23 protein-coding genes and 2 tRNA genes are annotated in these 24,834 nt (G+C 67.7%); 10 read left to right on the top strand and 15 right to left on the bottom strand.

The window, feature by feature from the left end:
- Positions 1-9 precede the first annotated feature (9 nt).
- From E2493_RS08440 to pgsA, 6 genes are all read right to left on the bottom strand, one after another.
- A complete protein-coding gene (locus tag E2493_RS08440; RefSeq protein ID WP_135085666.1) occupies positions 10-1,377 on the bottom strand; it encodes an efflux transporter outer membrane subunit in 1,368 nt (455 codons plus the stop codon).
- Positions 1,374-2,606, bottom strand: coding sequence for an HlyD family secretion protein (locus tag E2493_RS08445; protein ID WP_225421235.1), 1,233 nt, complete (start codon positions 2,604-2,606; stop codon positions 1,374-1,376). Before E2493_RS08445 ends, E2493_RS08440 begins: the two co-directional genes overlap by 4 nt.
- Entirely contained in the window at positions 2,603-4,267 is a 1,665-nt protein-coding gene (locus E2493_RS08450; protein ID WP_225421237.1) for an MFS transporter, read from the bottom strand. The genes E2493_RS08445 and E2493_RS08450 overlap by 4 nt, the downstream gene beginning before the upstream one ends.
- Positions 4,268-4,378: 111 nt before the next feature.
- Complete coding sequence (locus E2493_RS08455; protein WP_135085668.1) at positions 4,379-4,777, bottom strand: molybdenum cofactor biosynthesis protein MoaE; 399 nt, start codon at positions 4,775-4,777, stop codon at positions 4,379-4,381.
- Entirely contained in the window at positions 4,774-5,031 is a 258-nt protein-coding gene (locus tag E2493_RS08460; RefSeq protein WP_135085670.1) for a MoaD/ThiS family protein, read from the bottom strand. Before E2493_RS08460 ends, E2493_RS08455 begins: the two co-directional genes overlap by 4 nt.
- Before the next feature lie 8 nt (positions 5,032-5,039).
- Positions 5,040-5,606: a CDP-diacylglycerol--glycerol-3-phosphate 3-phosphatidyltransferase gene (gene pgsA, locus E2493_RS08465; protein WP_135085828.1), complete on the bottom strand. Its 567-nt coding sequence runs from the start codon at positions 5,604-5,606 to the stop codon at positions 5,040-5,042.
- Positions 5,607-5,800: 194 nt separating this feature from the next.
- Here pgsA and E2493_RS08470 point away from each other — a divergent pair, with 194 nt between their 5' ends.
- A complete protein-coding gene (locus E2493_RS08470) occupies positions 5,801-7,081 on the top strand; it encodes an MFS transporter (RefSeq protein ID WP_135085672.1) in 1,281 nt (426 codons plus the stop codon).
- Positions 7,082-7,120: 39 nt separating this feature from the next.
- On the opposite strand, the gene E2493_RS21170 is transcribed toward E2493_RS08470, so the two are convergent.
- Positions 7,121-7,291 (bottom strand): hypothetical protein, encoded by a 171-nt coding sequence (locus E2493_RS21170; protein WP_167737450.1) that lies wholly within the window; start codon positions 7,289-7,291, stop codon positions 7,121-7,123.
- A 199-nt stretch (positions 7,292-7,490) separates the two neighbouring features.
- Between E2493_RS21170 and E2493_RS08475 the strand changes: the two genes are divergently transcribed.
- Both E2493_RS08475 and E2493_RS08480 read left to right on the top strand, forming a co-directional pair.
- Positions 7,491-9,305 (top strand): tetratricopeptide repeat-containing sulfotransferase family protein, encoded by a 1,815-nt coding sequence (locus E2493_RS08475; protein ID WP_135085830.1) that lies wholly within the window; start codon positions 7,491-7,493, stop codon positions 9,303-9,305.
- Between the two features lie 67 nt (positions 9,306-9,372).
- Positions 9,373-11,841 carry a TonB-dependent receptor gene (locus tag E2493_RS08480; RefSeq protein ID WP_225421243.1) on the top strand — a complete coding sequence of 823 codons (2,469 nt, stop codon included), beginning with the start codon at positions 9,373-9,375 and terminating at the stop codon, positions 11,839-11,841.
- Positions 11,842-11,955: 114 nt separating this feature from the next.
- On the opposite strand, the gene E2493_RS08485 is transcribed toward E2493_RS08480, so the two are convergent.
- The 3 genes from E2493_RS08485 to E2493_RS08495 form a co-directional block, all read right to left on the bottom strand.
- Positions 11,956-12,198 (bottom strand): GIY-YIG nuclease family protein, encoded by a 243-nt coding sequence (locus E2493_RS08485; protein ID WP_135085674.1) that lies wholly within the window; start codon positions 12,196-12,198, stop codon positions 11,956-11,958.
- A 238-nt stretch (positions 12,199-12,436) separates the two neighbouring features.
- A tRNA-Ala gene (locus tag E2493_RS08490) sits at positions 12,437-12,512 on the bottom strand.
- 97 nt (positions 12,513-12,609) lie between these two features.
- A complete protein-coding gene (locus E2493_RS08495) occupies positions 12,610-12,933 on the bottom strand; it encodes a TIGR02300 family protein (protein ID WP_135085676.1) in 324 nt (107 codons plus the stop codon).
- Between the two features lie 136 nt (positions 12,934-13,069).
- Here E2493_RS08495 and aroA point away from each other — a divergent pair, with 136 nt between their 5' ends.
- From aroA to E2493_RS08515, 4 genes are all read left to right on the top strand, one after another.
- Positions 13,070-14,371, top strand: coding sequence for a 3-phosphoshikimate 1-carboxyvinyltransferase (aroA, locus tag E2493_RS08500; RefSeq protein ID WP_225421245.1), 1,302 nt, complete (start codon positions 13,070-13,072; stop codon positions 14,369-14,371).
- Entirely contained in the window at positions 14,368-15,003 is a 636-nt protein-coding gene (gene cmk, locus E2493_RS08505) for a (d)CMP kinase (RefSeq protein WP_135085680.1), read from the top strand. Before aroA ends, cmk begins: the two co-directional genes overlap by 4 nt.
- Before the next feature lie 198 nt (positions 15,004-15,201).
- Positions 15,202-16,794, top strand: coding sequence for a pilus assembly protein (locus E2493_RS08510; protein WP_167737451.1), 1,593 nt, complete (start codon positions 15,202-15,204; stop codon positions 16,792-16,794).
- A complete protein-coding gene (locus E2493_RS08515) occupies positions 16,791-17,408 on the top strand; it encodes a TadE/TadG family type IV pilus assembly protein (protein ID WP_135085708.1) in 618 nt (205 codons plus the stop codon). Before E2493_RS08510 ends, E2493_RS08515 begins: the two co-directional genes overlap by 4 nt.
- Here the strand turns inward: E2493_RS08515 and E2493_RS22050 are convergent.
- The 5 genes from E2493_RS22050 to E2493_RS08540 all read right to left on the bottom strand — a co-directional run bounded on the left by E2493_RS22050 (position 17,395) and on the right by E2493_RS08540 (position 21,943).
- Positions 17,395-17,643 carry a hypothetical protein gene (locus tag E2493_RS22050; RefSeq protein ID WP_263854063.1) on the bottom strand — a complete coding sequence of 83 codons (249 nt, stop codon included), beginning with the start codon at positions 17,641-17,643 and terminating at the stop codon, positions 17,395-17,397. The two genes, E2493_RS08515 and E2493_RS22050, sit on opposite strands and share 14 nt — an antisense overlap.
- A 274-nt stretch (positions 17,644-17,917) precedes the next feature.
- Positions 17,918-19,147, bottom strand: coding sequence for an ABC transporter substrate-binding protein (locus E2493_RS08525; RefSeq protein ID WP_135085710.1), 1,230 nt, complete (start codon positions 19,145-19,147; stop codon positions 17,918-17,920).
- Positions 19,144-19,908 carry a carbohydrate ABC transporter permease gene (locus E2493_RS08530; protein WP_225421247.1) on the bottom strand — a complete coding sequence of 255 codons (765 nt, stop codon included), beginning with the start codon at positions 19,906-19,908 and terminating at the stop codon, positions 19,144-19,146. Before E2493_RS08530 ends, E2493_RS08525 begins: the two co-directional genes overlap by 4 nt.
- A 62-nt stretch (positions 19,909-19,970) precedes the next feature.
- A complete protein-coding gene (locus E2493_RS08535) occupies positions 19,971-20,846 on the bottom strand; it encodes a carbohydrate ABC transporter permease (RefSeq protein ID WP_225421248.1) in 876 nt (291 codons plus the stop codon).
- Positions 20,843-21,943: an ABC transporter ATP-binding protein gene (locus E2493_RS08540; RefSeq protein ID WP_135085714.1), complete on the bottom strand. Its 1,101-nt coding sequence runs from the start codon at positions 21,941-21,943 to the stop codon at positions 20,843-20,845. The genes E2493_RS08535 and E2493_RS08540 overlap by 4 nt, the downstream gene beginning before the upstream one ends.
- Positions 21,944-22,286: 343 nt before the next feature.
- Between E2493_RS08540 and rpsA the strand changes: the two genes are divergently transcribed.
- The 3 genes from rpsA (at position 22,287) to E2493_RS08555 (ending at position 24,686) form a co-directional block, all read left to right on the top strand.
- A complete protein-coding gene (gene rpsA, locus E2493_RS08545; protein ID WP_135085716.1) occupies positions 22,287-23,990 on the top strand; it encodes a 30S ribosomal protein S1 in 1,704 nt (567 codons plus the stop codon).
- Positions 23,991-24,215: 225 nt separating this feature from the next.
- On the top strand, positions 24,216-24,515 hold the full coding sequence (locus tag E2493_RS08550; RefSeq protein WP_135085718.1) for an integration host factor subunit beta: 300 nt from the start codon (positions 24,216-24,218) through the stop codon (positions 24,513-24,515).
- Positions 24,516-24,599: 84 nt separating this feature from the next.
- A tRNA-Leu gene (locus E2493_RS08555) sits at positions 24,600-24,686 on the top strand.
- The last annotated feature ends 148 nt before the right edge of the window (positions 24,687-24,834 follow it).

Consider the following 24,834-nt stretch of genomic DNA (forward strand, 5'->3'; position numbering starts at 1 on the left):
CCCTGCCCCCTACGAAGCGATCCAGCCGCCGCCCATCGCCTGGTAGAGGGCGACCAGCGCATTGAGCTGGTCGGCTTCGGTCTGAACCAGGCTGAGCTCGACGGTGAGCAGGGCGCGCTGGGCGTCGAGCTGCTCCAGATAGGAGCTGTAGCCGGCCTGATAGCGATTGGTGGCGTGGCGCAACGCGTCGGCGACGGCCCGGCGCTGTGCTTCGAGCCGCGCCCGTTGCTCCGCGAGGCGCTGCACCGCGGCGAGATTGTCCTCCACTTCCCGGAAGGCGACGAGCGCGGTGCGTCGGTAGGCGAAGGCCGCCTGATCGCGCCGCGCAGCGGCGGTATCGACCTGCGCCTGGATGCGGCCGCCGTTGAAGATCGGCGCGAGGATGCTGCCGCCCAGCGACCAGATGGCGATCGGATCACCGAGCGCGGTGGAGAGAACGGCGCCCGCCGACGAGGTGAGGCGAATCTGGGGCAGGAACTGCGCCCGCGCGGCGGCGAGCGTCGAGTCCGAAGCCGCGAGCGTGAACTCCGCCTGGGCGATGTCCGGCCGGCGGCGAAGCAGATCGGACGGGAGGCCGGCAGGGATCGGCGGCTGGCGGAGCTGGGCCAGCGCCACGCCCCGTTCGATCGCGCGCGGCGGATCGCCGACCAACTGGCTGAGCGCATTCTCCTGGCGGGCGATGCCGAGCTCGACCTGCGGAACGATCTGCGCGGTCGCTTCATATTCGGCCTCCGCCTGGCGGAGCTCGAGCTGCGACGTATAGCCGACCTCCGCGCGATTGCGGGCGATCCGCAGCGCCTCGGAACGGGAGGCGAGCGTGGCGCGCACGATCGCCAGCCGGGCGTCCAGCGCTCGGAGCGTGATGTAGCCGCTGGCGGTCGCCGCCGCGACCGAGAGCGTCGCCGTCTCGCTTCCCGCCTGCGCCGCGGCGGTGCCGGCCCTCGCGGCTTCCACCTGCCGGTCGATCCGGCCGAACAGATCGAGCTCGTAGGACGCCTGGAACAGCGGTTGCGCCGACAGGCTCTCGCTCGGCTGGCCGAGCGGGCCGACGCTCCGGCCGTACGATACGCCGCCGCCGAGATCGAGGCTGGGGCTGAGCTGCGAGCGGGCCAGGCGCTCCTGCGCGCGCGCCTCGCGGACCCGGGCCGCTGCGATCCCGATGTCGGGATTGTGGACGATCGCCCGCTCCACGAGGGCGGCGAGGACCGGATCCCCGAAACGCTCCCACCATCGCCGCTCGATCGGCGCGGTCGGGCCGAGGCGCGTCCGCCATCCTCCGGGCACCTGGACGGCGGCTTCGGCGGGAACCGGGGCCGGCGTCCGTCCGGCGCAGGAAGCGAGCAGCAGCAGCAGCCCCGCGGCGGCGGGGCGCCTCATCGCCGGACTCCCGCGCCCGCCTGCGTTCCCGGACGGGGCGGCGGGGGCGGCAGCTCGCCGGTATCGATGCGCGCCTCGACCGACATCCCGGGGCGGAGCCGCTCGGCGAGCCGCTGACCCGGATCGATTGCGATCCGCACGGCAATGCGCTGCGCGACCTTGACGAAGTTGCCGCTGGCGTTGTCCGGGCGGATCACCGAGAATTCGCTGCCCGCGGCCGGCGCGAGCTGCTGCACCCGCCCGGTGAGCTCCTCGCCGCCGAGCGCATCGACGCGCACCACCGCGCGCTGGCCGGGGACGATCTTCGCCGTCTGCGCTTCCTTGAAGTTCGCCACCACCCAGACGTTGCTCGGCACCAGGAAAAGCAGCTGGGTTCCCGCCGTGACATATTGGCCGAGGCGGACGCCGATCTCGCTGACCTGCCCGGCCTGCGGCGCCCGGATGATCGTGTTGGCAAGATCGATCTCGGCGAGCCGCAGCGCCGCGCGGGCGTTCTCCACCGCGGCCTCGAGTCCGCCACGGCCGACCTCCACGGTTCGTACCTGCTCCCCGGCGATCGCGCGCTGTGCCTGCGCCTGCCTGACCCCTGCCTCGGCCTGACGGAGGGCGGCGAGCGTCTGGTCCCGCTCGCGCAACGAGACGGAACCCTCCGAGACCAGTTCGGCGACCCTGCGCATGTCGGCGCGGGCGCGCTGCAGCTGCGCCTGGGCGTTTGCGACGGCCGCGTCCTGCGCCGCCACCGACGCCTGGCTCGACCGCGCGCTCTGCTGCGAATTGTTGAGGTTCGCAACCTGCGCGGCGACGTTCGCCTGCGCCTGCTGGACGCGCTGGCGGTAGATGCGGTCGTCGATCCGGGCGAGCGGCTGACCGGCCTCGACCCTCTGGAAGTCCTGGACCAGTACCTCGACAACGTAGCCATTCACCTGCGGCGCGATGACGGTAGTCTGTCCGCGGACATAGGCGTTGTCGGTGGTCTGCACCGTCGCCGTGAACGGGCCGACGCCCCAGGCGTAGAGCGCGAGCAGCACCCCGGCGACCAGCACGCCGATGAACACCAGGGTCATGGCCAGCCCGCTGCGCGGCGGCGCCCAGCCCCGCGCCCGCGCCTGCGGCTCGGCGGCGCTCTCGATCGGATCCTCCAGCCGCTCCGGGGGTGCAGCCGCGGGCTCGGGAATTTCGCGCTCGGGCGGCCTTTCGGCGCCGGAGGAGGTCATTTGCGTATCGGTCATTGTCTGCTTGCCAACATCTTCTGAAGCGCTGCGAGCTCGGCGCCGAGCGGATTGACGCCGCGAAGCTTGAACACCAGCCAACGGCCGCCCAGCCACAAGAACGTCAGGCCGGCGAGCATGGCGATCAGCAGGAACACGTCGTTGAAGGCGAGGATGTTCGCCTCGCGCGTGACCTGCTGCGCGAGCAGGTTCGCGCCCTGCGCCTGGCGGAGCGAGGGATCGCCGATCACCCGTCCATAGGCGCCGCCGAGCTGCTGCAGGCGCGCGGCCACCTGGGGATCGGTCATCACGATCGACTGCACCAGCTCGTGGCTGTGATACTTCTCCCGGACGATCTGGAAGGTGCCGAGGAGCGCGGTGCCGCCGAGGCCGCCCACCGTCTGGGCGAGCGAGAAGACCGCCGAGTAGCTCACCATGTGGCTCGGCCCGCGGGCCAGCGCGCGCAGCACTCCGCCCATCATCGTGGGCCCGAGGAAGAAGATCGCGGCGAAGGCGATCATCGCCTGAGTGACGTAGAGATTGGCCGGACGGGTGAGGTTGCTGGCGTCGGCGTCCAGCCAGGCCGCGAGACCGATCAGCGCCACCGAGATGACGATCTGGCGCAGCAGATCCTGGGGGTTGAGCGTCGCGACGCCAAGCACCAGCCCGGTGATGGTAGCGACCGTCACCACGCCGAAGAACCCGACGAGCTGGTCCGGGCCCATGCCCACGGCCGTGAGGAGGCCGATCGAGCCGTAATTCTGCTCGCCGAGCAGGACTCGCATCGAGGCTGCGATCGCGGCGAAGCGAAGCACGTCGCGGCTCGCGATCCAGCGGGTGTTGAGCATCGGATTCGCCCGATTGTGCTCGATCAGCATCGCCGTTCCGATCAACGCGATCGCGCCCGCCGTCGCGTAGCCGAGCCAGGGCGTCGACCACCAGACGATCCGGCCCTGCACCAGCACGGCGACCAGCAGCATCACGCCCGGAGCGAACAGGAGGAAGGTGAGCGCGTCGAGCTTCTCGAAAACCGGGGTGCGCTCGCTGGGCGGCAGGCGAAGCAAGGCAACACAGCCGAGGCAGACGAGGCTGAGCCCGAACTCGAAAAGATAGAGGTTCCAGATCTCGCCGCTCGCCAGCAGGATCGGGGAGATGACGCGGGAGAGCGGCAGCGCCACCTGGGTAAGGCCGATGCCGATGATCATCCCGGCCATCCGCGCCTTCGCCGGCATCGCCTGCATGATGTAGAAGAAACCGAGCGGCATGAAGCCGCTGGCGAGAATGCCGCTCGCCGCGCGCCCGACGAGCTCCATCTCGTAGCTCTGGATGAACAGCTGGACGAAGTTCATCGTCACGAAGCCGATCAGGAAGATCCGGGTGATCCGCTGCAGCCCGAACTGCTGGCGAAACTTGATCAGCACGAAGCTCGTGCAGACGTTGGTCATCGAATAGACGCCGGTCAGCCAGCCGGCCTCGACGGGGGTCAGCCCCAGCGACCCCTGGATCTGCGGCAGGTTGGCGATCAGCAGACCGTTGGCGAAACCGCTGGTGAGCGCGATGAGCGCACCGATGACCGCATAGCCGATCCGCCGCGCCCCGGGATGCTCGGGGGTCGCTGGAGAGCCTGGCATGAACGGCCGCTCGTGCGGCTTGAACTGATAATCTTGTGCCTGGGCAGGCAATGAAGGATTCCCGCTAGCGGCGCGAAGAGCGCCTCAAGCCAAATGCGGCGCGCACCGCTAGGTTGCAGCCGCGGAAAAACTTCTTCTCCGAAAACTGATGCAGATCAGAAGTCAGCGCCAGCGCACGCTGCCGTCGCCCAGGGTCTCGCGAAGCCAGAAGGGCGCGCGGTCGCGCAGCGCGTCGATCAGATAGCCGCAGGCCTCGAACGCGACGCCGGTCTCCGCAGCCGCGGCCGCGGCGAAGGCGATACGCTCTCCCGGCAGGAGCGGACCGTGACGGTGGATGAGGATGATACCGGCGAGGCCGAAACGCGCCTCGGCCTCCGCGCCGATGGCGGCGAGCACGTTCCTGGCGAGCGCCGGATAATGGTCGACGTGGATCTCGGTGACCTCGTCGCTCGCGACGGCGGCAACGGTGACGCTCGCGACCGAGCCGGCGACCAGTTGCTCCAGCCGGCCGATCTGGTGCCCCGGATCGAAGTCCGTGGCCTGGATACGGATGTCGATCACAGCGCCCCCGGCGGCGGGAACAAGGCGACCTCCCGGGCACCGAAGATGCTGCCCTCGTGCCCGGTCGGCTGCCCTTCCACCGCGGCGTGGATGCGCGACGGCTCGGCCAGAGCGTCGCGATAGGCGCCGTCGCGGCCGGCGAGCCAGCCGAGGAGATCGCCGACCGTGACCACGTGACTCGGCGGATCGACGCGCTCGGCGTCGCGGCCGAGCCGGTCGCGCAGCGCCCCGAAATAAAGAAGGTCGAGCGGCATGCCGGGCCTCAGTCCATGTGCTTCAGGCCGGTGCGCAGATAGTCCCAGCCGGTGACCAGGGTCAGCGCCGCGGCAGCCCAGAGGAAGAGGAGGCCGGTCTGATGGACGAACGGCCATTGCGGCACCGCGCCGGCGAGGATCAGCGCCCCCAGCGCGACGAGCTGGAACGTCGTCTTCCATTTGGCGAGCTGGCTCACCGGGACCGACACCTGCAGTCCTGCCAGAAACTCGCGCAGCCCCGAGACAATGATCTCGCGCAGCAGGATGACGAGCGCCGGGATGATGTGGAATCCGTGGATCACCGGCTCGCCGCTCGAGGCGCGGGACGAGACCAGCATGACGATCACCGCGGCGACCATGATCTTGTCGGCGATCGGATCAAGAAAGACGCCGAGCCGCGAGACGGTGCCCTGGGCGCGGGCCAGATAGCCGTCGAAATAATCGGTGATGCCGACGATGCAGTAGAGCACGAAGGTGATCGCATAGTCCCACCAGCTCGGCTTCCACAGCAGGAAAACGAGCAGCGGGACGGCCAGAATCCGCGACAGCGTGAGGATGTTCGGCAAGGTCAGCATCGGCTCTGGCTTCGCCATTAGAGGCTGATCGCCCGGGGTGGAAGCGCTTTGCATGTCCGCCGTGCGACGGCCCTGCCCCGCCGGCACGCCGATCGCCGTTTGACCGGGCCGCAATAGCGGCTATGACCGCGGCGCAATGTCCGCACTCTTCTCCGGCCGGCGCCGTCGCCCTTACCCGAAGCGATAGAGCTGCAGTGCAAGCATCCCTGAACCTGCTCGGCAGACGCCGTTTCCTGCCGCTGTTCGTCACCCAGTTCTTGGGGGCGTTCAACGACAATCTCTACAAATCGGCCATGGTGATCCTGGCGACGTTCGCCGTCTACAGCGACCCGACCAAGGAGGCGACGTTCAACGCGATCGCCGGAGGCCTGTTCATCCTGCCCTTCTTCCTGTTCTCGGCCCTGGCGGGCCAGTTGGCGGATTCGATGGACAAGGCGCGGATCGTGCGGATCGTGAAGACGGCGGAGATCGCCATCATGGTCGCCGGCGCCGCCGGGCTGATCCTGCACAACATCCCCCTTCTGCTGCTCGCCCTCTTCGCGATGGGGGTCCATTCGAGCTTCTTCGGGCCGATCAAATACGCGATCCTTCCCCAGCATCTCGAGCGGGAGGAGGTGCTCGGCGGCACCGGCCTGGTCGAGGCCGGCACCTATGGCGCCATCCTCCTCGGGACGATCGCCGGCGGCCTGCTCGGCCGCGATTATGCCTGGATCGCCGCGATCGGCGTGCTGATCGTCGCCCTGCTCGGCTGGGTGAGCGGGCGGCAGGTGCCCCCCGCCCCGCCCGAGGCCGACGCGCCGCCGCTGCGCATGGACTGGCACATCGTCCGGGCCTCGATCCGGCTGGTCAACGCGACCATGCACATCCCGCGCCTGTTCCTGGCGATCGCCTCGATCAGCTTCTTCTGGATGATGGGCGCGATTCTCGCCGCGCAATTCCCGCCGCTGGTGAAGAACGTCCTCCACGCCAACGAGCAGGTCGCCACCCTCTTCCTCGCCATCTTCTCGGTCGGTGTCGGCGTCGGCTCGGTGCTGATCAACCGGCTGCTCAAGGGTCGCGTCCTCGCCGTCTATTCGCCCGCTGCGGCGATCGCGATGGGCCTGTTCATCGTCCACCTCTACTGGAACGTCATTCACTGGCCGCCGGTGGGCGACGAGCTGATGGACCTGCGCACCTTCGCGATGATCCCGCAGGCCGAATGGGTGATGTTCGATCTGTTCGGCGTGGCCGTGTCGGGCGGCATGTTCGTCGTGCCGCTTTACGCCTTCCTCACCACCACCGTGCCGAAATCCGAGACCGCCCGCACCGTGGCGGCGAACAACATCGTCAACTCGGGCGCGATGGTGCTCGCCGCGATCCTGCTCACCGGCCTGGTGCTGAGCGGCGTCTCGGTCGCCGAGACCCTGTTGATGGTGGCGGTGGCCAGCACCGGCGCCGCCTGGCTCGCCTGGCGCCTGCACAAGGCTTGCGACTGACGCCGACGTGTCGCCGCGCCCTGGCCTTGGGTCGCGTGCTCAGCCGAGGAAGGTCGTGAAGAAGACGACGCCGCCCAGCCAGGTGTGGACGAAGAAGCGCACGCTCTCCGACCATTCCGCCGCCTGCTCGATCGCTCCGCCGGCCAGAGCAGCGCGCAGCGGGTGGGAGCGGGCGGAGGCACGGACGAGGAAGGGCAGCACGGGTCTCATGGAACCCGCTTAACGCTTTCTTCACCATTTCGGCACCGGCCCGGCCGGCGAAAAATTGCGCTGTTTCGGAGTGGGACAGGCGGAGCAATCGTGCGCGACATGCGGGCGGTTCCTCGCGCCCTTGCCTGCCGGCGCGGTCCGCCTAAACTCGCAAAGCTGGGAGGCCCGCGTGCAGGCATCGGGGACGGTAGAGCAGGCGATGGTTCATGCGCGCCGCCTGCTGCGCGAGGATCCCCGCCTCGCCGCCCTCCAGGCCCGCGAGATCGTTCGCGCCGCGCCTGCCGACGCGGAGGCATGGCGGCTGCTCGGCCGCGCGCTTCGCGCCGCCGGCGAGCAGCAAGATGCGGAGGCGGCGGAGCTCGAGGCGATCGCAGTCTCGGTCCACGACCCGCGCCTGTTCGAAGCGGCCTCGGCCCTGCTCGACGGTCGGCTCGCCGTCGCCGAGCGCCTGCTGCGCCCGCACCTGAAGGAGAAGCCGACCGACGTGGCGGCGATCCGGATGATGGCGGAGCTCGCCGCCCGGCTCGGCCGCCTCGGCGACGCCGAGGCTTTGCTGCGCCGCGCGCTCGAGCTGGCTCCCGCCTTCGCGCCGGCGCGGTCCAATCTCGCGACCGTGCTCTACCGCCAGAATCGTCCCGCCGAGGCGGTCGAGATGCTCGACCTGCTGCTCGGCGCCGACCCCGCCAACCCCGCCCATCAGAACCTGAAGGCGGCCGCCCTCGGCCGGATCGGCAGCTACGAGGAAGCGCTCGGCATCTACGAGCAGGTGCTGGCCGGCCATCCGGCGCAGCCGAAGGTGTGGATGAGCTACGGCCACGTCCTCAAGACCGTGGGCCGGCGCGACGACAGCATCGCCGCCTATCGGCGGGCGCTGTCGATCGCGCCGACCCTGGGCGAGGTCTGGTGGAGCCTCGCCAATCTGAAGACCGTCCGCCTCGGCGAGGAGGATGTCGCCGCGATGGAGGCTGCGCTGGAAGCAGACGATCTCGACGAGGAGGATCGCTTCCACCTCGATTTCGCGCTGGGCAAGGCGCTCGAGGATCTCGGCCGCGATGCTTCCGCTTTCGCGCATTATGCCGAGGGCAACCGGCTGCGGCGCGCGCGGATCGAATACGATCCGGATGAGGTCAGCGGGCATGTGGACCGCTGCGAAGCCTTGTTCACCGCCGATTTCCTGGAGGCGCGTGGCGCGGAGGGCTGCCCTGCCCCCGATCCGATCTTCGTGCTCGGCATGCCGCGGGCCGGATCGACGCTGATCGAGCAGATCCTGGCCAGCCATTCCGAGGTCGAGGGCACGATGGAGCTGCCCGACCTGCCGGCGCTGGCGAAGCGCCTCGGCGGCACGCGGCAGAGACCGGAACGGGGCGGATATCCGGACTGCCTCGCCCGGCTTTCTGCCGAGGAGTTGCGGGGGCTCGGCGAGGAATATCTCGCGCGGACGCGGGTGCAGCGGAAGACGGACCGTCCGTTCTTCATCGACAAGATGCCGAACAATTGGGCGCATGTCGGCCTGATTCGCCTGATCCTGCCGAATGCGCGGATCATCGACGCGCGGCGCCATCCGCTCGCCTGCTGCTTCTCGAACTTCAAGCAGCATTTCGCCCGCGGCCAGGGCTTCGCCTACGATCAGCGGGAGCTCGGCCGCTACTATCGCGACTATGTCCGACTGCTGGCGCATTTCGATGCGGTGATGCCCGGGCATGTCCATCGGGTGCTCCATGAACGGCTGATCGACGATCCCGAGGCCGAGATCCGCCGCCTGCTCGCGTTCCTGGACCTCCCGTTCGACGGGCGGTGCCTGCGCTTTCACGAGACCGAGCGTGCCGTCCGCACGGCGTCGTCAGAGCAGGTCCGCCGGCCGATCAATCGCGAGGGCGTCGATCAATGGCGCCGCTTCGAGCCGGTCCTCGAACCACTCAAGGAAGCGCTGGGACCGGTTCTCGCCGCCTGGCCCGCTGTGCCCGGCGAGTGGCAAATGAAGCACAATCAGCCGCGAAGATCGTTTCGTCCATAAAATCAATTTGACGCTTCCCCGGCGGAGGAACAGTCTCTTCCCTGCGCAGTCCGCGCGAGGAGACGTCATGCTCTCGTTCGTCCCGCACCCGCGTCGCGCCGGCCTTGGTCTCGCCGGCCTGTTCCTCACCACGATGCTGGCGTCCGGCGGCAGGGCCGTCGCCCAGACCGGAACGCCACAGGACCCTGGTGCCACGGGCCAGGCCAGCGGTGCCGGGGATCGGGCGGACAGCAGCGCCGGGCAGGAGGATTATGGCGACATCATCGTCACCGCACAGAAGCGGGAGGAGAACCTCCAGGACGTGCCGATCGCCATCACCGCGATCGGGACCGAGCGGCTCGAAGAGCTGCAGGTCGACGACTTCGAGGATTACACCCGCTTCGTCCCCAGCATCTCGATTCAGACGTCGGGGCCCGGCTTCTCGAACGTCTACTTCCGCGGCGTCGCCTCCGGCGAGAACGCCAACCATTCCGCCTCGCTGCCCAGCGTCGGCACCTATCTCGACGAGCAGCCGATCACGACGATCACCGGCGCGCTGGACATCCACGTCTACGACATCGCCCGGGTCGAAGCGCTCGCCGGGCCGCAGGGAACGCTCTACGGCGCGTCGAGCCAGGCGGGCACCGTGCGCATCATCACCAACAAGCCCGACACCAGCGGCTTCTATGGCGAGGCCGATGTCGAGCTGAACAGCGTCGCCCATGGCGACATCGGCTATACCGGCGAAGCCTTCCTCAACATGCCGTTGTCGAGCAACATCGCCGCCCGCGTCGTCGGCTGGTACCGCAGGGACGCCGGCTATATCGACAATATCCCCGGCAGCCTCACCTTCGCCAGCTCCGGCATCACGTTCGACAATGCGGGCCTGGTCGAGGAAGATTATAACGACGTCGACACTTATGGCGCCCGCGCCGCGCTGAAGATCGACCTCGACGACGAATGGACGATCCTGCCCCAGGTCATGGGCCAGAAGCAGGTCGCGCACGGCTCGTTCGCGCAGGAAGCCGGCCTCGGCGAGCTCCAGACGATGCAGTTCAATCCCGAGCGCTCGAACGACCGCTGGATCCAGGCCGCACTTACCGTCGAAGGCAAGATCGGCAGCTTCGACATGACCTATGCCGGCTCGTATCTGAAGCGGCGAGTCGATTCCGAGACCGATTATGTCGACTATGCTTATTTCTACGACGCGCTGGCCGGCTACGGCAGCTACTTCTACGACAATGACGGCAATCTGGTGAACCCGAACCAGTACATCCAGGCGATCGACCGCTACACCAAGCAAAGCCACGAGCTCCGGTTCGCGTCGGACGGCGACAAGCCGGTGCGCTTCATCGGCGGCCTCTTCTACCAGCGCCAGCGCCACAACATCGAACAGAACTACATCATCGACGACATCGCCGACTCGCTCACCGTTCCCGGTACCGAGAGCAACATCTGGCTCACCAAGCAGATTCGGGTCGATCGCGACTATGCGGTGTTCGGCGAGCTCACTGCCGACATGACGAAGAAGCTGAGCGTTACTCTGGGCAGCCGGATCTACCGCTACAAGAACTCGCTCGTCGGCTTCTTCGGCTTCAGCTCCGGCTACAGCAGCCGCACCGGCGTCGCCGCCTGCTTCGCGCCGGCCGAAGTCGCGGGATCACCGTGCACCAATCTCGACAAGACGACGTCGGACACCGACTTCATCCACCGGCTGAACGCGACCTACAAGATCAGCCCGGATGCCCTGGTCTATGCGACCGTCTCGCGAGGCTTCCGGCCCGGCGGCATCAACCGCCGCACGGGGCCCGGCTTCGGCCCCTATCAGGCCGACTTCATCGACAATTACGAGCTCGGCTTCAAGACGAGCTGGCTGAGGAACCGAATGAGGTTCAACGCCGCAATCTACCAGCTCGACTGGACCGACATCCAATTGTCCTTCCTCGGGGAGAACGGCCTCACCGTCATTCGCAATGCCGGCAACGCGCGGATCCGCGGCGGCGAGTTCGACTTCTACTTCCGCCCGGTCAGCGGCCTCACCTTCAGCGCCGGCGCCGCTTACAACGACGCCAAGAGCACCAGCGATTTCTGTCTGTTCGCCAACAGCCAGGAGGATTGCTCGATCCCCGGCCCCGCCGGCGAGGCGAACGAGGTGCTCGCCCCGGCCGGGACGCGGCTGCCGATCACCTCGAAGTTCAAGGCCAACGCCCTCGCCCGCTACGAATTCCCGATCGGCACGTTCGATGGCCATTTCCAGGCGGCGCTCGTCCACGAAGGCCGCCGTACCTCCGATCTCCGCCTCGTCGAACGCGCGATCACCGGCGCCATGCCCTCCTACACCACGCTCGACCTCAGCACCGGGGTGAAGAGCGAGCGCTGGTCGTTCGAACTGTTCGCCAAGAACCTGTTCGACTCCCGCGGCATCACCAACAAGAGCATTCAGTGCGTTGAGGTGATCTGCGGCGATCCGGACGGAGTTACGGCGGTCGGCGGCAAGATCTACAGCTTCGTCATCCAGCCGCGCACGATCGGCGCACGCTTCGGAGTGAAATTCTAGGCCAGAGAGGCCCGATACGAAAAAGGCCGGACTGGCGATCCGCCGTCCGGCCCTTTCTGGACCCCAAAAGGACAACCAGCCTTGGCTGGCTTGCCAGCCGTAGCCGCGAAGCGGCTAGCGCAAATGACGCGTGGCAAAGCTGCGGCCAGAACCGCTCTTGAGATATCGCTCGATGGCCGTGGCAGTCTCCTGCCGTTCGAACCAATGAAACGAGCAGAGCCGCCACGGCTTGAACTTCGAGGTATGTGGAGATCGTCCGGCATCGTGGGCTTCGAGGCGCTGGTGAACGTCACTAGTCAGCCCTGTGTAGAACCGATTTGGATGCGAGATGCTCTGAATAACGTAGACGAACTGCATCCGCTCTTTCCCCGGCAAAGAGCCTATCCGAGCGCAACGGACGATTGACACGAAGAGAAGGAGCGCTGCGCCAATCTTGGCGGCGACGATTTGCGTATCCGGCTCGCCCGCCGACTGTAGCCGAGATGCCAGACTATGAAAATGCCGAAGCCCGCCTTCGCCAAGGCTACGGCGGGCAGCCTTCGCCGCTTCACGGCCTTGGCTGGCTTGCCAGCCGTAGCCGCGAAGCGGCGAAGGCTGGTGGAGCCGAGGGGGATCGAACCCCTGACCTTCGCAATGCCATTGCGACGCTCTCCCAGCTGAGCTACGGCCCCGAACCTTTTTGAAGCGCCGGCGTCTGGAGCGCCGGGCTGGTGGCGCCGCCTTTAGAAGAGGCCGGCGGCGCCCGTCAAGCCGGTTAAATCCGGACGATCAGACCTCGTCCTCGTCGTCACCCGCGCCGGGCACGCCGATATCGTCGTCGCCGCCGAGATCGACCTCGTCGTCCGGGTTCTCCTCGGCGTCGTCGTCGATCTCGAGATCCTCGGCCGCGAGATCCACGTCCTCCTTCTCGTCCGTATCGACAGCCTTCTTCGGCGCATCGAACGGCAGCGGCTGCTTGGACTTGAGCACGGGCTCCGGATCCCAGGCGACGCCGCACTGGATGCAGGTCACCGGATCTTCCTTGCCGAGATCGTAGAAGCGGGTGCCGCATTTCGGGCAGGTCCGCTTCGTGCCCCATTCAGCCTTCACCATCGGTGAAATATCTCCACTGAAAATTGAAAAAGCGGCCCTCGCGCGAGCGGCGCGGGCCGTGTCGCGCTGCGCCTTGCCACATGGGTAGGCCGCTGTCAAAAGCCAAGCCGCCATGCACGCCCACGATCCTCAGCCGATGGAATTCGGCCCCCTCGGCCCTCTCCAAGGCAGCACCAGAGTTCCCGGCGACAAGTCGATCTCGCATCGTGCGCTGATGTTCTCCGCGCTCGCCCGGGGCCGCAGCCGCATCCAGGGCCTCTCAGGCGGCGGCGACGTGATGTCGACCGCGGCGGCGATGCGGGCGATGGGCGCCACGATCGCGCGGGCCGGCGACGGCATTTGGGAGGTCGACGGCGTCGGCACCGGCGGCCTGCTCCAGCCGGCGCAGGCGCTCGACATGGGCAACAGCGGCACCTCCACCCGCCTGCTCATGGGCCTGGTCGCAACCCATTCGATTACCGCCACCTTCATCGGCGACGCCTCGCTGTCACGACGCCCGATGAACCGGGTGATCGAGCCGCTGAGCCGCACCGGCGCGGAATTCACCGCAAGCCCCGGCGGACGGCTGCCGCTCACCGTCCGCGGCATCTGCCCGGCGGCGCCGATCAGCCACAGCCTCAAGGTGGCGTCCGCCCAGGTCAAATCGGCGCTGCTGCTCGCCGGATTGAACACTCCGGGAGTGACGCGGGTGTTCGAGCCGATCCCGACCCGCGACCATAGCGAGCGCATGCTGCGGCACTTCGGCGTCGACATCCAGGTCGAGGAACGGGACGGCGGGCGCGACATCGCGCTGCGCGGCGAAGCCGAGCTCGAGGCCCGCGAAGTCCAGGTCCCGGGCGATCCTTCGTCCGCCGCCTTCCTCGCCGCGGCGGCGCTGATCGTTCCCGGATCCGAGGTGCGGATCGAGGGCGTCTCGGTCAATCCGCTGAGGGCCGGGCTTTTCGAGCTGCTGCAGTTGATGGGCGGCGACATCGCTCTCGACAATCCGCGCGAGGTCGATGGCGAGCCCGTGGCCGATCTGCACGTCCGCCACTCGCGGCTGCGCGGCATCCAGGTGCCGGCGCACCTCGTCCCGTCGATGATCGACGAATTCCCGATCTGGTTCGTCATCGCCGCTTTCGCGGAGGGCACGAGCCGCGCCGGGGGCCTCGGCGAGCTTCGCGTCAAGGAATCGGACCGGATCAGCGCCATGGCCGCGGGGCTCGCCGAGATCGGCGTTCGCGCGGAGGAGAGCCCCGAGGGCCTGGCGATCGAAGGCAGCGGCGGCGCGGCGGTGCCGGGCGGCGGCACGATCCTCTCGCAGCTCGACCATCGCATCGCGATGAGCTTCGCGATCGCGGGCCTCCACGCGCAACGTCCGGTGCGGATCGACGACATGGCGCCGGTCGCGACCAGCTTCCCTGCCTTCCAGTCGACGATCGAGGGTCTCGCGGCATGATCATCGCGGTCGACGGTCCGGCGGCGAGCGGCAAGGGCACGATTGCGCGCGCCCTCGCCCGCCACTTCGGCCTGCCCCATCTCGACACCGGCCTGCTGTACCGCGCCGCCGCGTTGAGACTGCTGCGCACCGGCGGCAATCCGGCGAGCGAGGAACAGGCCGTCGCGGCCTGCGACATGACGGGAATCGATTTCGCCGATCCCGAACTGAAGAGCGAAGCCGCGGGCGGCGTCGCGTCGCGTATCTCCGCTTACCCCGCCGTCCGCGCCGCGCTCGTCGAGCGGCAGCGGCGCTTCGCCGAGCAGCCGGGCGGCGCAGTTCTCGACGGCCGCGACATCGGCACCGTGATCGCACCCAATGCCGATGCGAAGCTGTTCGTCACCGCCAGCCCGGAAGTGCGCGCCCGCCGCCGCTTCGACGAGCTCGAGCGCCTCGGCATGCCCCTCCCCTTTGCGGACGTGCTTGCCGACATCGAGGCGCGGGACGCGCGCGACCGCAACCGCCCCACAGCGCCGCTGGCCCAGGCGGAGGACGCCTATCTGCTCGACACCAGCAGCCTCGGCGTCGAGGGCGCGATCGCCGAAGCGATCGCGGCGGTGACGGCCGCGACGGCGACAGCCGCCGGACGCTGACGCGGCCTCCGCGCCTACTGCCGGACTGGTAAAATCCGAGCGCTGCGCTCGGAAGATCGCGTCGCGGCCGGGGAGGTCGCGGCGCCCTTTCTCGTCCCTTGGTAAGGTGTTGATAATCCTTCAGCGAAATCAGCCGGTAAGACTTTCGTGCCATAGATGCCCGCTCGCATCGGTGGAGGGTGCGCGCAGGAGGATTTGATGGCATTGGCCCGACGCCGCCTGAGCAGTTTCAAGAACAACGAGCGCGGCAATGCGCTGCCGCTGATGGCGGCGGCCGTCTTCCCGATCTTCGCCTCGATCGGCGCCGGGGTCGACATCGCCCGCGCCCACATGACCGAAGCCAAGCTCCAGGAAGCGGTGGACAGCGCCGCCCTCGCCGGCCGCCGCGCGATGAGCGGCAACGACATCGCGACCGCGCGTTCCGATGCGCAGGCCTATCTCGGCTTCAACTTTCCGGCCGGCTACAACGGCACGACTCCGGTGATCTCGACCGTCACCAGCCCCAGCACGGGCACGGTGCGCGTCACCGCCGAAACCCGCATGCCGACCACCTTCATGAAGCTGTTCGGCTACGACGAGCAGAAGATCTCGGTCAGCAGCGAGGCGACCCAGAACTTCGAGAATATCGACATCGTCCTGGTGCTCGACACGACGGGATCGATGGACGAGAATGCCGGGAACAACAAGACGCGCATCCAGGCGCTGCGCGCGGCCGTGCGGGAATTCTACAAGGAGCTCGAACCTTCGCAGACGGCTCTGGCAAACCAGGGTCTGCGGATGCGCTTCGGCATCGTACCCTATTCGACCAGCGTCAACGTCGGAAAGCTGCTCAGGAGCAAGAGCACCAGCTATATCCAGAGCAGCGGTCTCGAATATTACCAATGGCGCGACACCGACAGCAGGGCAAATCGAGAGTCGTGGTCATTCGGCAAGCAGACGCGCGATTTTTCCAGCTATCTGAACAACACCCCGCTTAGCAGCATCAACGGCCACAATTATGGCGTCGGCAAGCGCTGGACCGGCTGCATCGAGGAGCGGAAAACTATCGCCACGATCACGGCCACCGACCAGCGGGCGGGTCCGCCGAGCGGGGCACTGGACCTCAACATCGATCTGATTCCGACATCGGACACCAACACCAAGTGGAAGCCCTACTTCCTCGACCCGAAGAACGCGTACAAGGTCGTCAACAATCAGATCGTCTGGACCCAGGACCCGAACCAGGGTTGCCCGACGCAGGCGACCCCGCTCGGTACCATGAACGCCACTTCCATTGGCACGGCGGTCGACGCGCTCGTTCCCGACGGGAACACCTATCTCGACATCGGCATGATCTGGGGAACCAGGATGATCTCGAGTGGAGGCGTCTTCGGGATCGACAATCCCGCGACGTGGCGCGACCGCCCGGTGCGCAAGTACATCATCTTCATGACCGACGGCTACATGAACACGCCGAGGGACATGTGCTTCGATCGCAATTGCACCACCGACTACGACCACACCATGGCCTATTCGGCCTACGGGATCGAAAGATTCGACGCGCGCGTCGGCGGGACCTCGGACAATGACAATCGGGAGCGCCACCTGAAGCGCTTCCTGATGGCGTGCAACGAGGCGCGGGCGCGCCAGATCTCGGTCTGGACGATCGCCTTTGCGGAGGGCGACACGGACGAGCTCAAGGCCTGCGCCAGCAACGCCGATCAGTTCGCCTTCGCCGCGGACACCAACGCGCTGATCGCCAAGTTCAAGGAGATCGGCAAGAACATCGGGCCGCTGAGGTTGTCGAAATGAGAATATTCTCCTCCCTCCGCAAGAACGAGCGCGGCGTCACCGCCGTCGAATTCTCGGTTCTGGCACTGCCCCTGTTCGTGCTGATCGCCGGCAGCATCGAGTTCGGCGTCAACATGTTCGCCAAGGCCAATCTCGACGGGACGCTGCGTGAGGCGGCCCGCATGTCGACCACCGGAGACCCGGCGATCACCGGCCAGAACGGCGAGCTGATCGACGCGTTCGTGCGCAAGCGCGCGGCGATCGTCGGCAACGCCACGGTGGAGATCGACAAGAAATTCTATGACCGGCTCGACCAGGTCGGCCAGCCGGAGAAGAAGCTCAGCGGCGGCGCGGCGCCGCCTTATTGCTGGGAGGACGTGAACGGCAACCGCCGCTGGGACCTCGATCCCGGGCGCGCCGGTACCGGCGGCGCTGAGGACATTGTCAATTATCGGGTGAACCTCAGCTACCCGGCGCTGTTTCCGCTGATCACGAACATGGTGACCGACAAGGACCGGCTGACCCTCTCCTCCCAGATCAGCCTGCGCAACGAGCCGTTCGCCGGGGGCACCGATCTCGAGATCAAGACCTGCTGCATCTCGGCGGCGGAGGGCAACCCCGTCACCTGTCCTTGAGGAGCACGATCGTGAGCCGGAAGACGCTCCACAGCTTGAAGGGCTCCGAAGAGGGAGTCGCCTTTCTCGAGTTCGCCCTGGCGCTCCCGATCGTCATGGTGGTCACCCTGTACGGGCTCGAGATCGCCTGGATGACGATCGCCCAACAGAAGGTGAACCAGATCGCCGCCGTGACCGCGGACAATGCCGCGCGGGTTCGCGGCAGGATCGACGAGACCAACATCGCCGAGATCATGGCGGGCGCGAAGATCGCCGGCGCAAAGATGAAATTCTCTGACCACGGCCGGCTGATCCTGTCTTCGATCCAGCCCAACGCGGCAGGCAGCGGGCAGTGGATCCGGTGGCAGCGCTGCGAAGGCGTGCTCCGCGCGCCGTCGCGCTACGGGCCCGAGAACAAGGGCAAGAACGACAATACGCTGCGCGGCATCGGACAGGGCGCGAACCCGATGCGGGCGCGGGCAGTGGATCCGGTGGCAGCGCTGCGAAGGCGTGCTCCGCGCGCCGTCGCGCTACGGGCCCGAGAACAAGGGCAAGAACGACAATACGCTGCGCGGCATCGGACAGGGCGCGAACCCGATGCGGGCGAGAGGCGCGATGTCCCGCCGATGCGGAAGCGCGGCAAAGGCCGCGCTCTCCACCACCGGCTGGAAAGCGGGCAGGTGGCCGGTCCTCGACCAATCGAAATTATGGGCGGCCATGAAGCGAAGCAGCCGCGCCAGCGCCTGCCGCTGCGCCGGCGTGCGCTCCCGCTTCGGCATCACCCAGGCGTGGCCGTCGACATAGGCCGCCTCGTGTCCCCAGAGGCGCGGATAAGGGTAGACGGCGTAGGCGCCGAACAGCGCGCGTCCGGGCGTTCGCGATTCCTGCTCGAACGGGCCGAGCATCCAGGTTCCGGTGAGGAACACGCCGCCCTCTCCGTTCATGAAGCTCGCGACCGCCGCCGGATAATCCTGGTTGCGGGTGGTGAGCCCTTCCCGGTCGATCGTGCGGAACAGCGCGACGACCCGGCGCGCCTCCGGCGTCCGCAGGCGGATGTGGTCGCGATCGGGGAAGATCGGGGCGTCCTGGGCGAGGAGGTAGGTGTAGAAATTGCGGACGTGCGTGGCCGGGTCGTTGACCTGCGACTGGACGAGATAGGGCTTGCCGGTCGCGGCCTTGAAGCGGCGGGCATGGGCGAGCAGCTCCTCCGCCGATCGCGGCAGCACCGGCTTGCCGGCGCGCATCAGCCCGGCCCTGGCGAACAGAGCGGTATTGACGTGGTAGAGGCCGCCGACCGTGTCCCACGGCAGACCGTAGATCGCCCCGTGCTTGGTCACGCCGCGGCGGGCGGCGACGGTGAAGTCCTCCGGCCGCACCTCCGCCTCGCGCAGGATCGCATCCATCGGCTCGAGCAGGCCGCGCGACTGATAATCGGAGATCACGCTCTGGTGCATGGTGACGAGATCGGGCGGATCTCCCGCGGCGATCTGCGCGGCGAGCTGGGCATAGCCGGGCCAGGCGACGACGTTGGTGTCCACCTGGAGATCGGGATTGCGCGCCGCGAAGCGGTTGATCATCGCGGTGACGATGCCGCACTCGCCTTCGGCCTTGGCGACATCGGTCTCGCGCCCGTAGAGCGCGCCGCATTCCCCGAAGAACCTCTGGACATAGATCTCCGCCCGCGCTCCCGGATCGCAACCGGCGGTGGGGAGCAGCGCGCCGGCGACCAAAGCGACCGCTGCGAGCTGGCCGAGCCTCATCGCCCGGAGGTCCCGGCGATCGCCCGCACGATCTGCTTCTGGAAGAGCAGATAGACGATCAGGATCGGCAGCGAGGCGAAGACGGCCTGCGCCATCAGGAAGCCGAGGCCGCTGGTCTGGGCATAGTTCATCTGGGCCGAGGCGAGGCCGACCGTCAGCGTGAAGCGCTCGCTCCTCGTCGCCGAGATCAGCGGCCACCAATAATCGTTCCAGGCGGCCAGGAAGGTGAACACGCCGAGCGTCGCCTGCGCCGGCAGCGTGAGGGGCAGCAGCACCTTCCAGAAGATGCGCAGGCGCGATGCGCCGTCGAGCATCGCCGCCTCGTCCAGCTCGCGCGGGATGGCGCGGAAATATTGGGTCATGAAGAAGACGCCGAACGGCCCCGCCAGGCCGGGCAGGATCAGCCCCGGATAGGAATTGTGGAGGTGGAGCGCCGCGAAGAGCTGGTGGCGGGGCAGGATCACGGCCTGCTCGGGAATGGCGAGGCCGAGGAGGACGAACACGAACAGGGTTCGGCGAAACGGGAATTCCAGCCGGGCGAAACCGTAGCCGGCGAGCGAGCAGAGGATGAGCACGCCGATCATCGTGCCGGTCGAGACGATCAGGCTGTTGAGCAGCCAGCGGAAGGCCGAGGAGCCCTGCAGGACGGCGCGATAATTCTCCAGCGTATACGGCGCGGAAAAGGCAGTGCCGCTGTCCCGCATCAGCTCCGAATTCGCTTTCAGCGAGAGCAGCAGGGTCCAGACAAGGGGCGCGGCCATCAACATCGCGCCCAGCACCAGCCCTCCGAGAGCAAGCGGCGAGAGCCGTCGGGCCGCCATGCTCACTCCCCCTCGCGCGGCCGCGCCGCCCAATATTGCGCGAGCGTGACCAGGAGCACGAGCATGAACAGGATCTCGGCGGCCGCGGCGGCGTAGCCGAGCTCCCACCGGACGAACGACGCCTCGTAGATGAACAGCACCACCGGACGCGAGGCCCCGCTCGGCCCGCCCGCGGTCAGCAGTTGCGCCTGGCCGAACAATTGCAGCTGCGCGGCCGTCTGCAGCATGACGACGAGGATCACGGTGCGGCGCAGCGACGGCAGAGTGATGCGCCAGAAGCGCGTCCAGCGCCCGGCCCGGTCGAGCGCCGCCGCCTCGTAAATGTCTTCCGGGATCTGCTGCAGGCCGGCCAGAAACAGCATCATCGGCAGCCCTATGCTCCACCAGATGGTGGTCACCGCGAGCGCGGGAATGGCGAGGTTGCGATCGCTGAGGAACGGGATCGGCTCGGCTCCGATCGCCTGCAGGATCTCGGCGACCAGCCCGGCGTCCGGGGTCAGCACGAAGCGCCAGATCAGGGTGACGATCGTCACCGAGAGGACGGAGGAGGAGAAGAACAGGCCGCGGAGCCAGGCGGCGCCGCGCGTCGGCCGGTTCAGCGCCAGCGCCAGCGCCAGCGTGATCACGGTCAGCGCCGGGACGATCAGCAGCGTGAGCTTGAAGGTGTTGCCGAGCGCCTGGTGGAAGACCGGATCGGCGGCGAGGCGCGCGTAATTGTCGATGCCGACGAAGGTGCGCGCGCCAAACAGATCGGCGCGCTGGAAGCTGAGGACGAACCCCATCAGCAGCGGGTAGATGAGGATGACGAGATAGACGATCAGGAAGGGCGTGACGAAGGCCAGCCCCTCGAGGCGGCGGGCGGGCCGCCCCGCCGTCACGCGGCAGCGGCCGCGGCGTGGCGGGCGCGGCCGTCCGGCGTGAACAGGTGGACGGCGGCGCCATCGATGCGCAGGCCGATCGTGTCGCCGATCCGCACCCGGCTTCCGCCCGCGTCCTCGGCGGTGATCGAAAGACCGTCGGCGAGGCGAGCATAAACGAAGGTCCGGTCTCCCAGCCGCTCGACCAGCTCGACCTTCGCCTCAGGGACCCCGCCCGACGTCTCGACAACCTGCACGTTCTCCGGGCGCACCCCGAGCTCGAGCGGCGCACCGACGGCGAGGCCATCCCGCGGCACCCTGGTTTCGATGCGTGCCCCCTCTCCCAGGCGCACTGCGGCGAATGCGCTCTCGTCGGCAAGCAGCGAGACCGGCGCCAGAGTCATCGCCGGCGATCCGACAAAGCGCGCGACGAAGGCGTTCGCGGGCCGGCCGTAGATCTCCATCGGTGCGCCGATCTGCTGGATGGCGCGATCGTGCATCACCACGATCCGGTCGGCGAGGGTCATCGCTTCGGCCTGATCGTGGGTGACCATGATCACGGCGGCGTCGACCCTCTGGCGCAGCTGGGCGAGCTCGACCCGGGTCCGGGTCCGCAGAGCGGCGTCGAGGTTGGAGAGAGGCTCATCCAGCAGGAACAGCCTCGGCTGCTTGACGATCGCGCGGCCGATCGCGACGCGCTGGCGCTGTCCGCCGGAGAGCTGTCCCGGCTTCTTGTCGAGCTGGGTCTCGATCTCCAGGACCCGCGCCGCCTCGTCGATGCGGGCGGCGATCTCCTGGCGCGGCACGCCGGCGTTGCGCAGGCCGAAGGCCATGTTTTCGCGGACGCTCATGTGCGGGTAGAGCGCATAATGCTGGAACACCATGGCGACGCCGCGATCGCCCGGAGCAAGGGTATCAATCCGGCGCCCGTCGAGCCGGACCTCGCCTGCATCGGCGGTCTCGAGGCCGGCGATGATCCGCAGCAGGGTGGATTTGCCGCTGCCCGACGGCCCGAGGAAGGCGACGAACTCGCGCGCGGCCATGGTCAGCGAGACATCGTCCAGCACCGGCGTCGCGCCATAGGCCTTGCGGACGTTGCTCAGTTCCAGGCTGGCCAAGGAGCCCCCCCTCTCCCGCCGGAATCTTCACGAGCGCCGCCGCAACGTCAAGGGAGGGCGCGATCTCTACCGGCGGGGAGATCGCCCTTGCTCCTCTCCCGCCCCTCCTCTATATGCCGCCCCGTCCAGCGGGCGGTAAGCGCCTGTGAAGGCTCGGGATAAGCGCGCGGGGCTGCCATCGGCCGCCTTGACGCGCTCATTTTGCTTATCCGTTCGCAGTCTTCCAGCGATCGCCGATCGCCCGCGCGGGCAGCCGCATTCGGCATGGGGCCGATGCGGCAGTCGGGTCAAAAGACCGTCGGAGACAACCGGCGGCCGGCAAAAAACGAACGAAGGAAGATACATGGCCACCACGGCAACGCCTACCCGCGACGATTTCGCGGCGCTCCTCAATCAGACGCTCGGCGGCGAGAACGAAGGCTTCGAAGGCCGCGTCGTCACCGGCACCGTCACCGCCATCGAGAACGATCACGCGGTGATCGACGTCGGCCTCAAGTCCGAAGGCCGCGTTCCCCTGCGCGAGTTCGCCGCGCCCGGCCAGAAGGCCGAGCTCAGCGTCGGCGACAAGGTCGAAGTCTATGTCGACCGCGTCGAGAACCACCAGGGCGAAGCGATGCTCAGCCGCGACCGCGCCCGCCGCGAAGCAGCCTGGGACAAGCTCGAGACCGAATTCACCGCCGGCAACCGCGTCGAGGGCGTGATCTTCGGCCGCGTCAAGGGCGGCTTCACCGTCGACCTCGGCGGCGCCGTCGCCTTCCTCCCGGGCAGCCAGGTGGACATCCGCCCGGTCCGCGACGTCACCCCGCTGATGGACATCCCGCAGCCGTTCCAGATCCTGAAGATGGACCGCCGCCGCGGCAACATCGTGGTCTCGCGCCGCGCCATCCTCGAAGAGACCCGCGCCGAGCAGCGTTCGGGCCTGATCCAGTCGCTCGCCGAAGGCCAGGTGGTCGAAGGCGTGGTCAAGAACATCACCGATTACGGTGCGTTCGTCGATCTCGGCGGCATCGACGGCCTGCTGCACGTCACCGACATCAGCTACAAGCGCGTCAACCATCCGTCGGAAGTCATCAACATCGGTGATACCGTCCGCGTCCAGATCATCCGCATCAACCGCGAGACCCAGCGCATCAGCCTGGGCATGAAGCAGCTCGAGGCGGATCCGTGGGAAGGCGCTGGCGCCAAGTATCCGGTCGGCGGCGTGTTCCGCGGCCGGGTGACCAACATCACCGAGTACGGCGCGTTCGTCGAGCTCGAAGCCGGCATCGAGGGCCTCGTCCACGTCTCCGAGATGAGCTGGACCAAGAAGAACGTTCACCCGGGCAAGATCGTGTCCACCTCGCAGGAGGTCGACGTGGCCGTGCTCGAGGTCGACGAGGACAAGCGCCGGATCAGCCTCGGGCTCAAGCAGGCCCAGGCCAATCCGTGGGCGGCCTTCGCCGAGCAGCATCCGGTCGGCACCGAAGTCGAGGGTGAGGTCAAGAACGCCACCGAGTTCGGCCTGTTCATCGGCCTCGACGGCGATGTCGACGGCATGGTCCACATGTCGGACATCGCCTGGGGCGTCACCGGCGAGGAAGCGCTCAACCTGCACCGCAAGGGTGAGAGCGTCCGTGCGGTCGTGCTCGACGTCGACGTCGAGAAGGAGCGCATCAGCCTCGGCATGAAGCAGCTCGAGCGCGGCGGCGTCGCCAAGGGCGGCGCGTCGGGCGGCGTCAACAAGAACGAGACCGTCACCGTCACCGTTCTCGAAGTCCGCGACGGCGGCCTCGAGGTCCAGGTCGGCGACGACGGCGCGACCGGCTTCATCAAGCGGACCGACCTCGGCCGCGACCGCGACGAGCAGCGTCCGGAGCGTTTCCAGGTCGGCCAGAAGTTCGACGCGATGGTGATCGGCTTCGATCGCTCGAAGAAGCCGAACTTCTCGGTCAAGGCGCTTCAGATTGCCGAAGAAAAGCAGGCGGTTGCGCAGTACGGCTCGTCCGACTCGGGCGCGTCGCTCGGCGACATCCTCGGCGAGGCCCTGAAGCAGAAGGCCGACCGCTAAGGATCGAGGGGCAGGCGGCCGCACCGGTCGCCTGCCCTGAGGCCCTGTGCTTCCGTCCTGAGATGCGGCAGGTGGCTCGAAACGGGCGATTTTCCGCCGGCGGGACCAGCCGCCTGCCCTTGCCTTTCGGAAAAACTTGCTGTCTAACTTGGATTAGCGGTGACGGCTTTGGGGGGCCGGCGACCTCTGCTATATTTGTAACGCGATAATTTGGGGGGGTAGCCCGTGATCCGTTCCGAGCTGGTCCAGAAACTCTGCGACGATCATCCCGATCTGACGGGCAAGGAAATCGAGCGGGTGGTTTCCGCCTTCTTCGATTCGATCATCGATCAGCTTCAGCAGGGCGGCCGCGTCGAGCTTCGCGGCTTCGGCGCCTTCTCGACCCGCGAACGCGATGCGCGCAAGGGGCGCAACCCGCGCACCGGCGACACCGTGGATGTCGACGCCAAGCGCGTCCCCTATTTCAAGCCGGGCAAGGAAATGCGCGAGCGCCTGAACCTCAGCCAGGTCACGGCCGCGGAATAACCGCCGGAGCGGCAGCCCCGCGCCCGCTCAGCCAACGAAACATCTTGCATCGCCGGGCCGCGTAGCGGCACAGCATGCACCGACGCGGGCGTGGCGGAACCGGTAGACGCCGGAGACTTAAAATCTTCTGCCCTTCGGGGCGTGCGGGTTCGAGTCCCGCCGTCCGCACCAGTCGCTGCTGCTTGCCGCGCCGGATCGTGCCAAGGGCACGCCGCGCCGGCACCGCGCTTGTCGCCATGCTATGCGCCGACTAAGCGGGGGGGTGCCCCGGAAAAGTATCGCTTTCATCGTCGCAATTCTCCTCGCGACGCCCGCCTCC

Source organism: Sphingomonas parva (ex Maeng et al. 2020), assembly GCF_004564275.1.
In the GTDB taxonomy this organism is placed as follows: domain Bacteria; phylum Pseudomonadota; class Alphaproteobacteria; order Sphingomonadales; family Sphingomonadaceae; genus Allosphingosinicella; species Allosphingosinicella parva.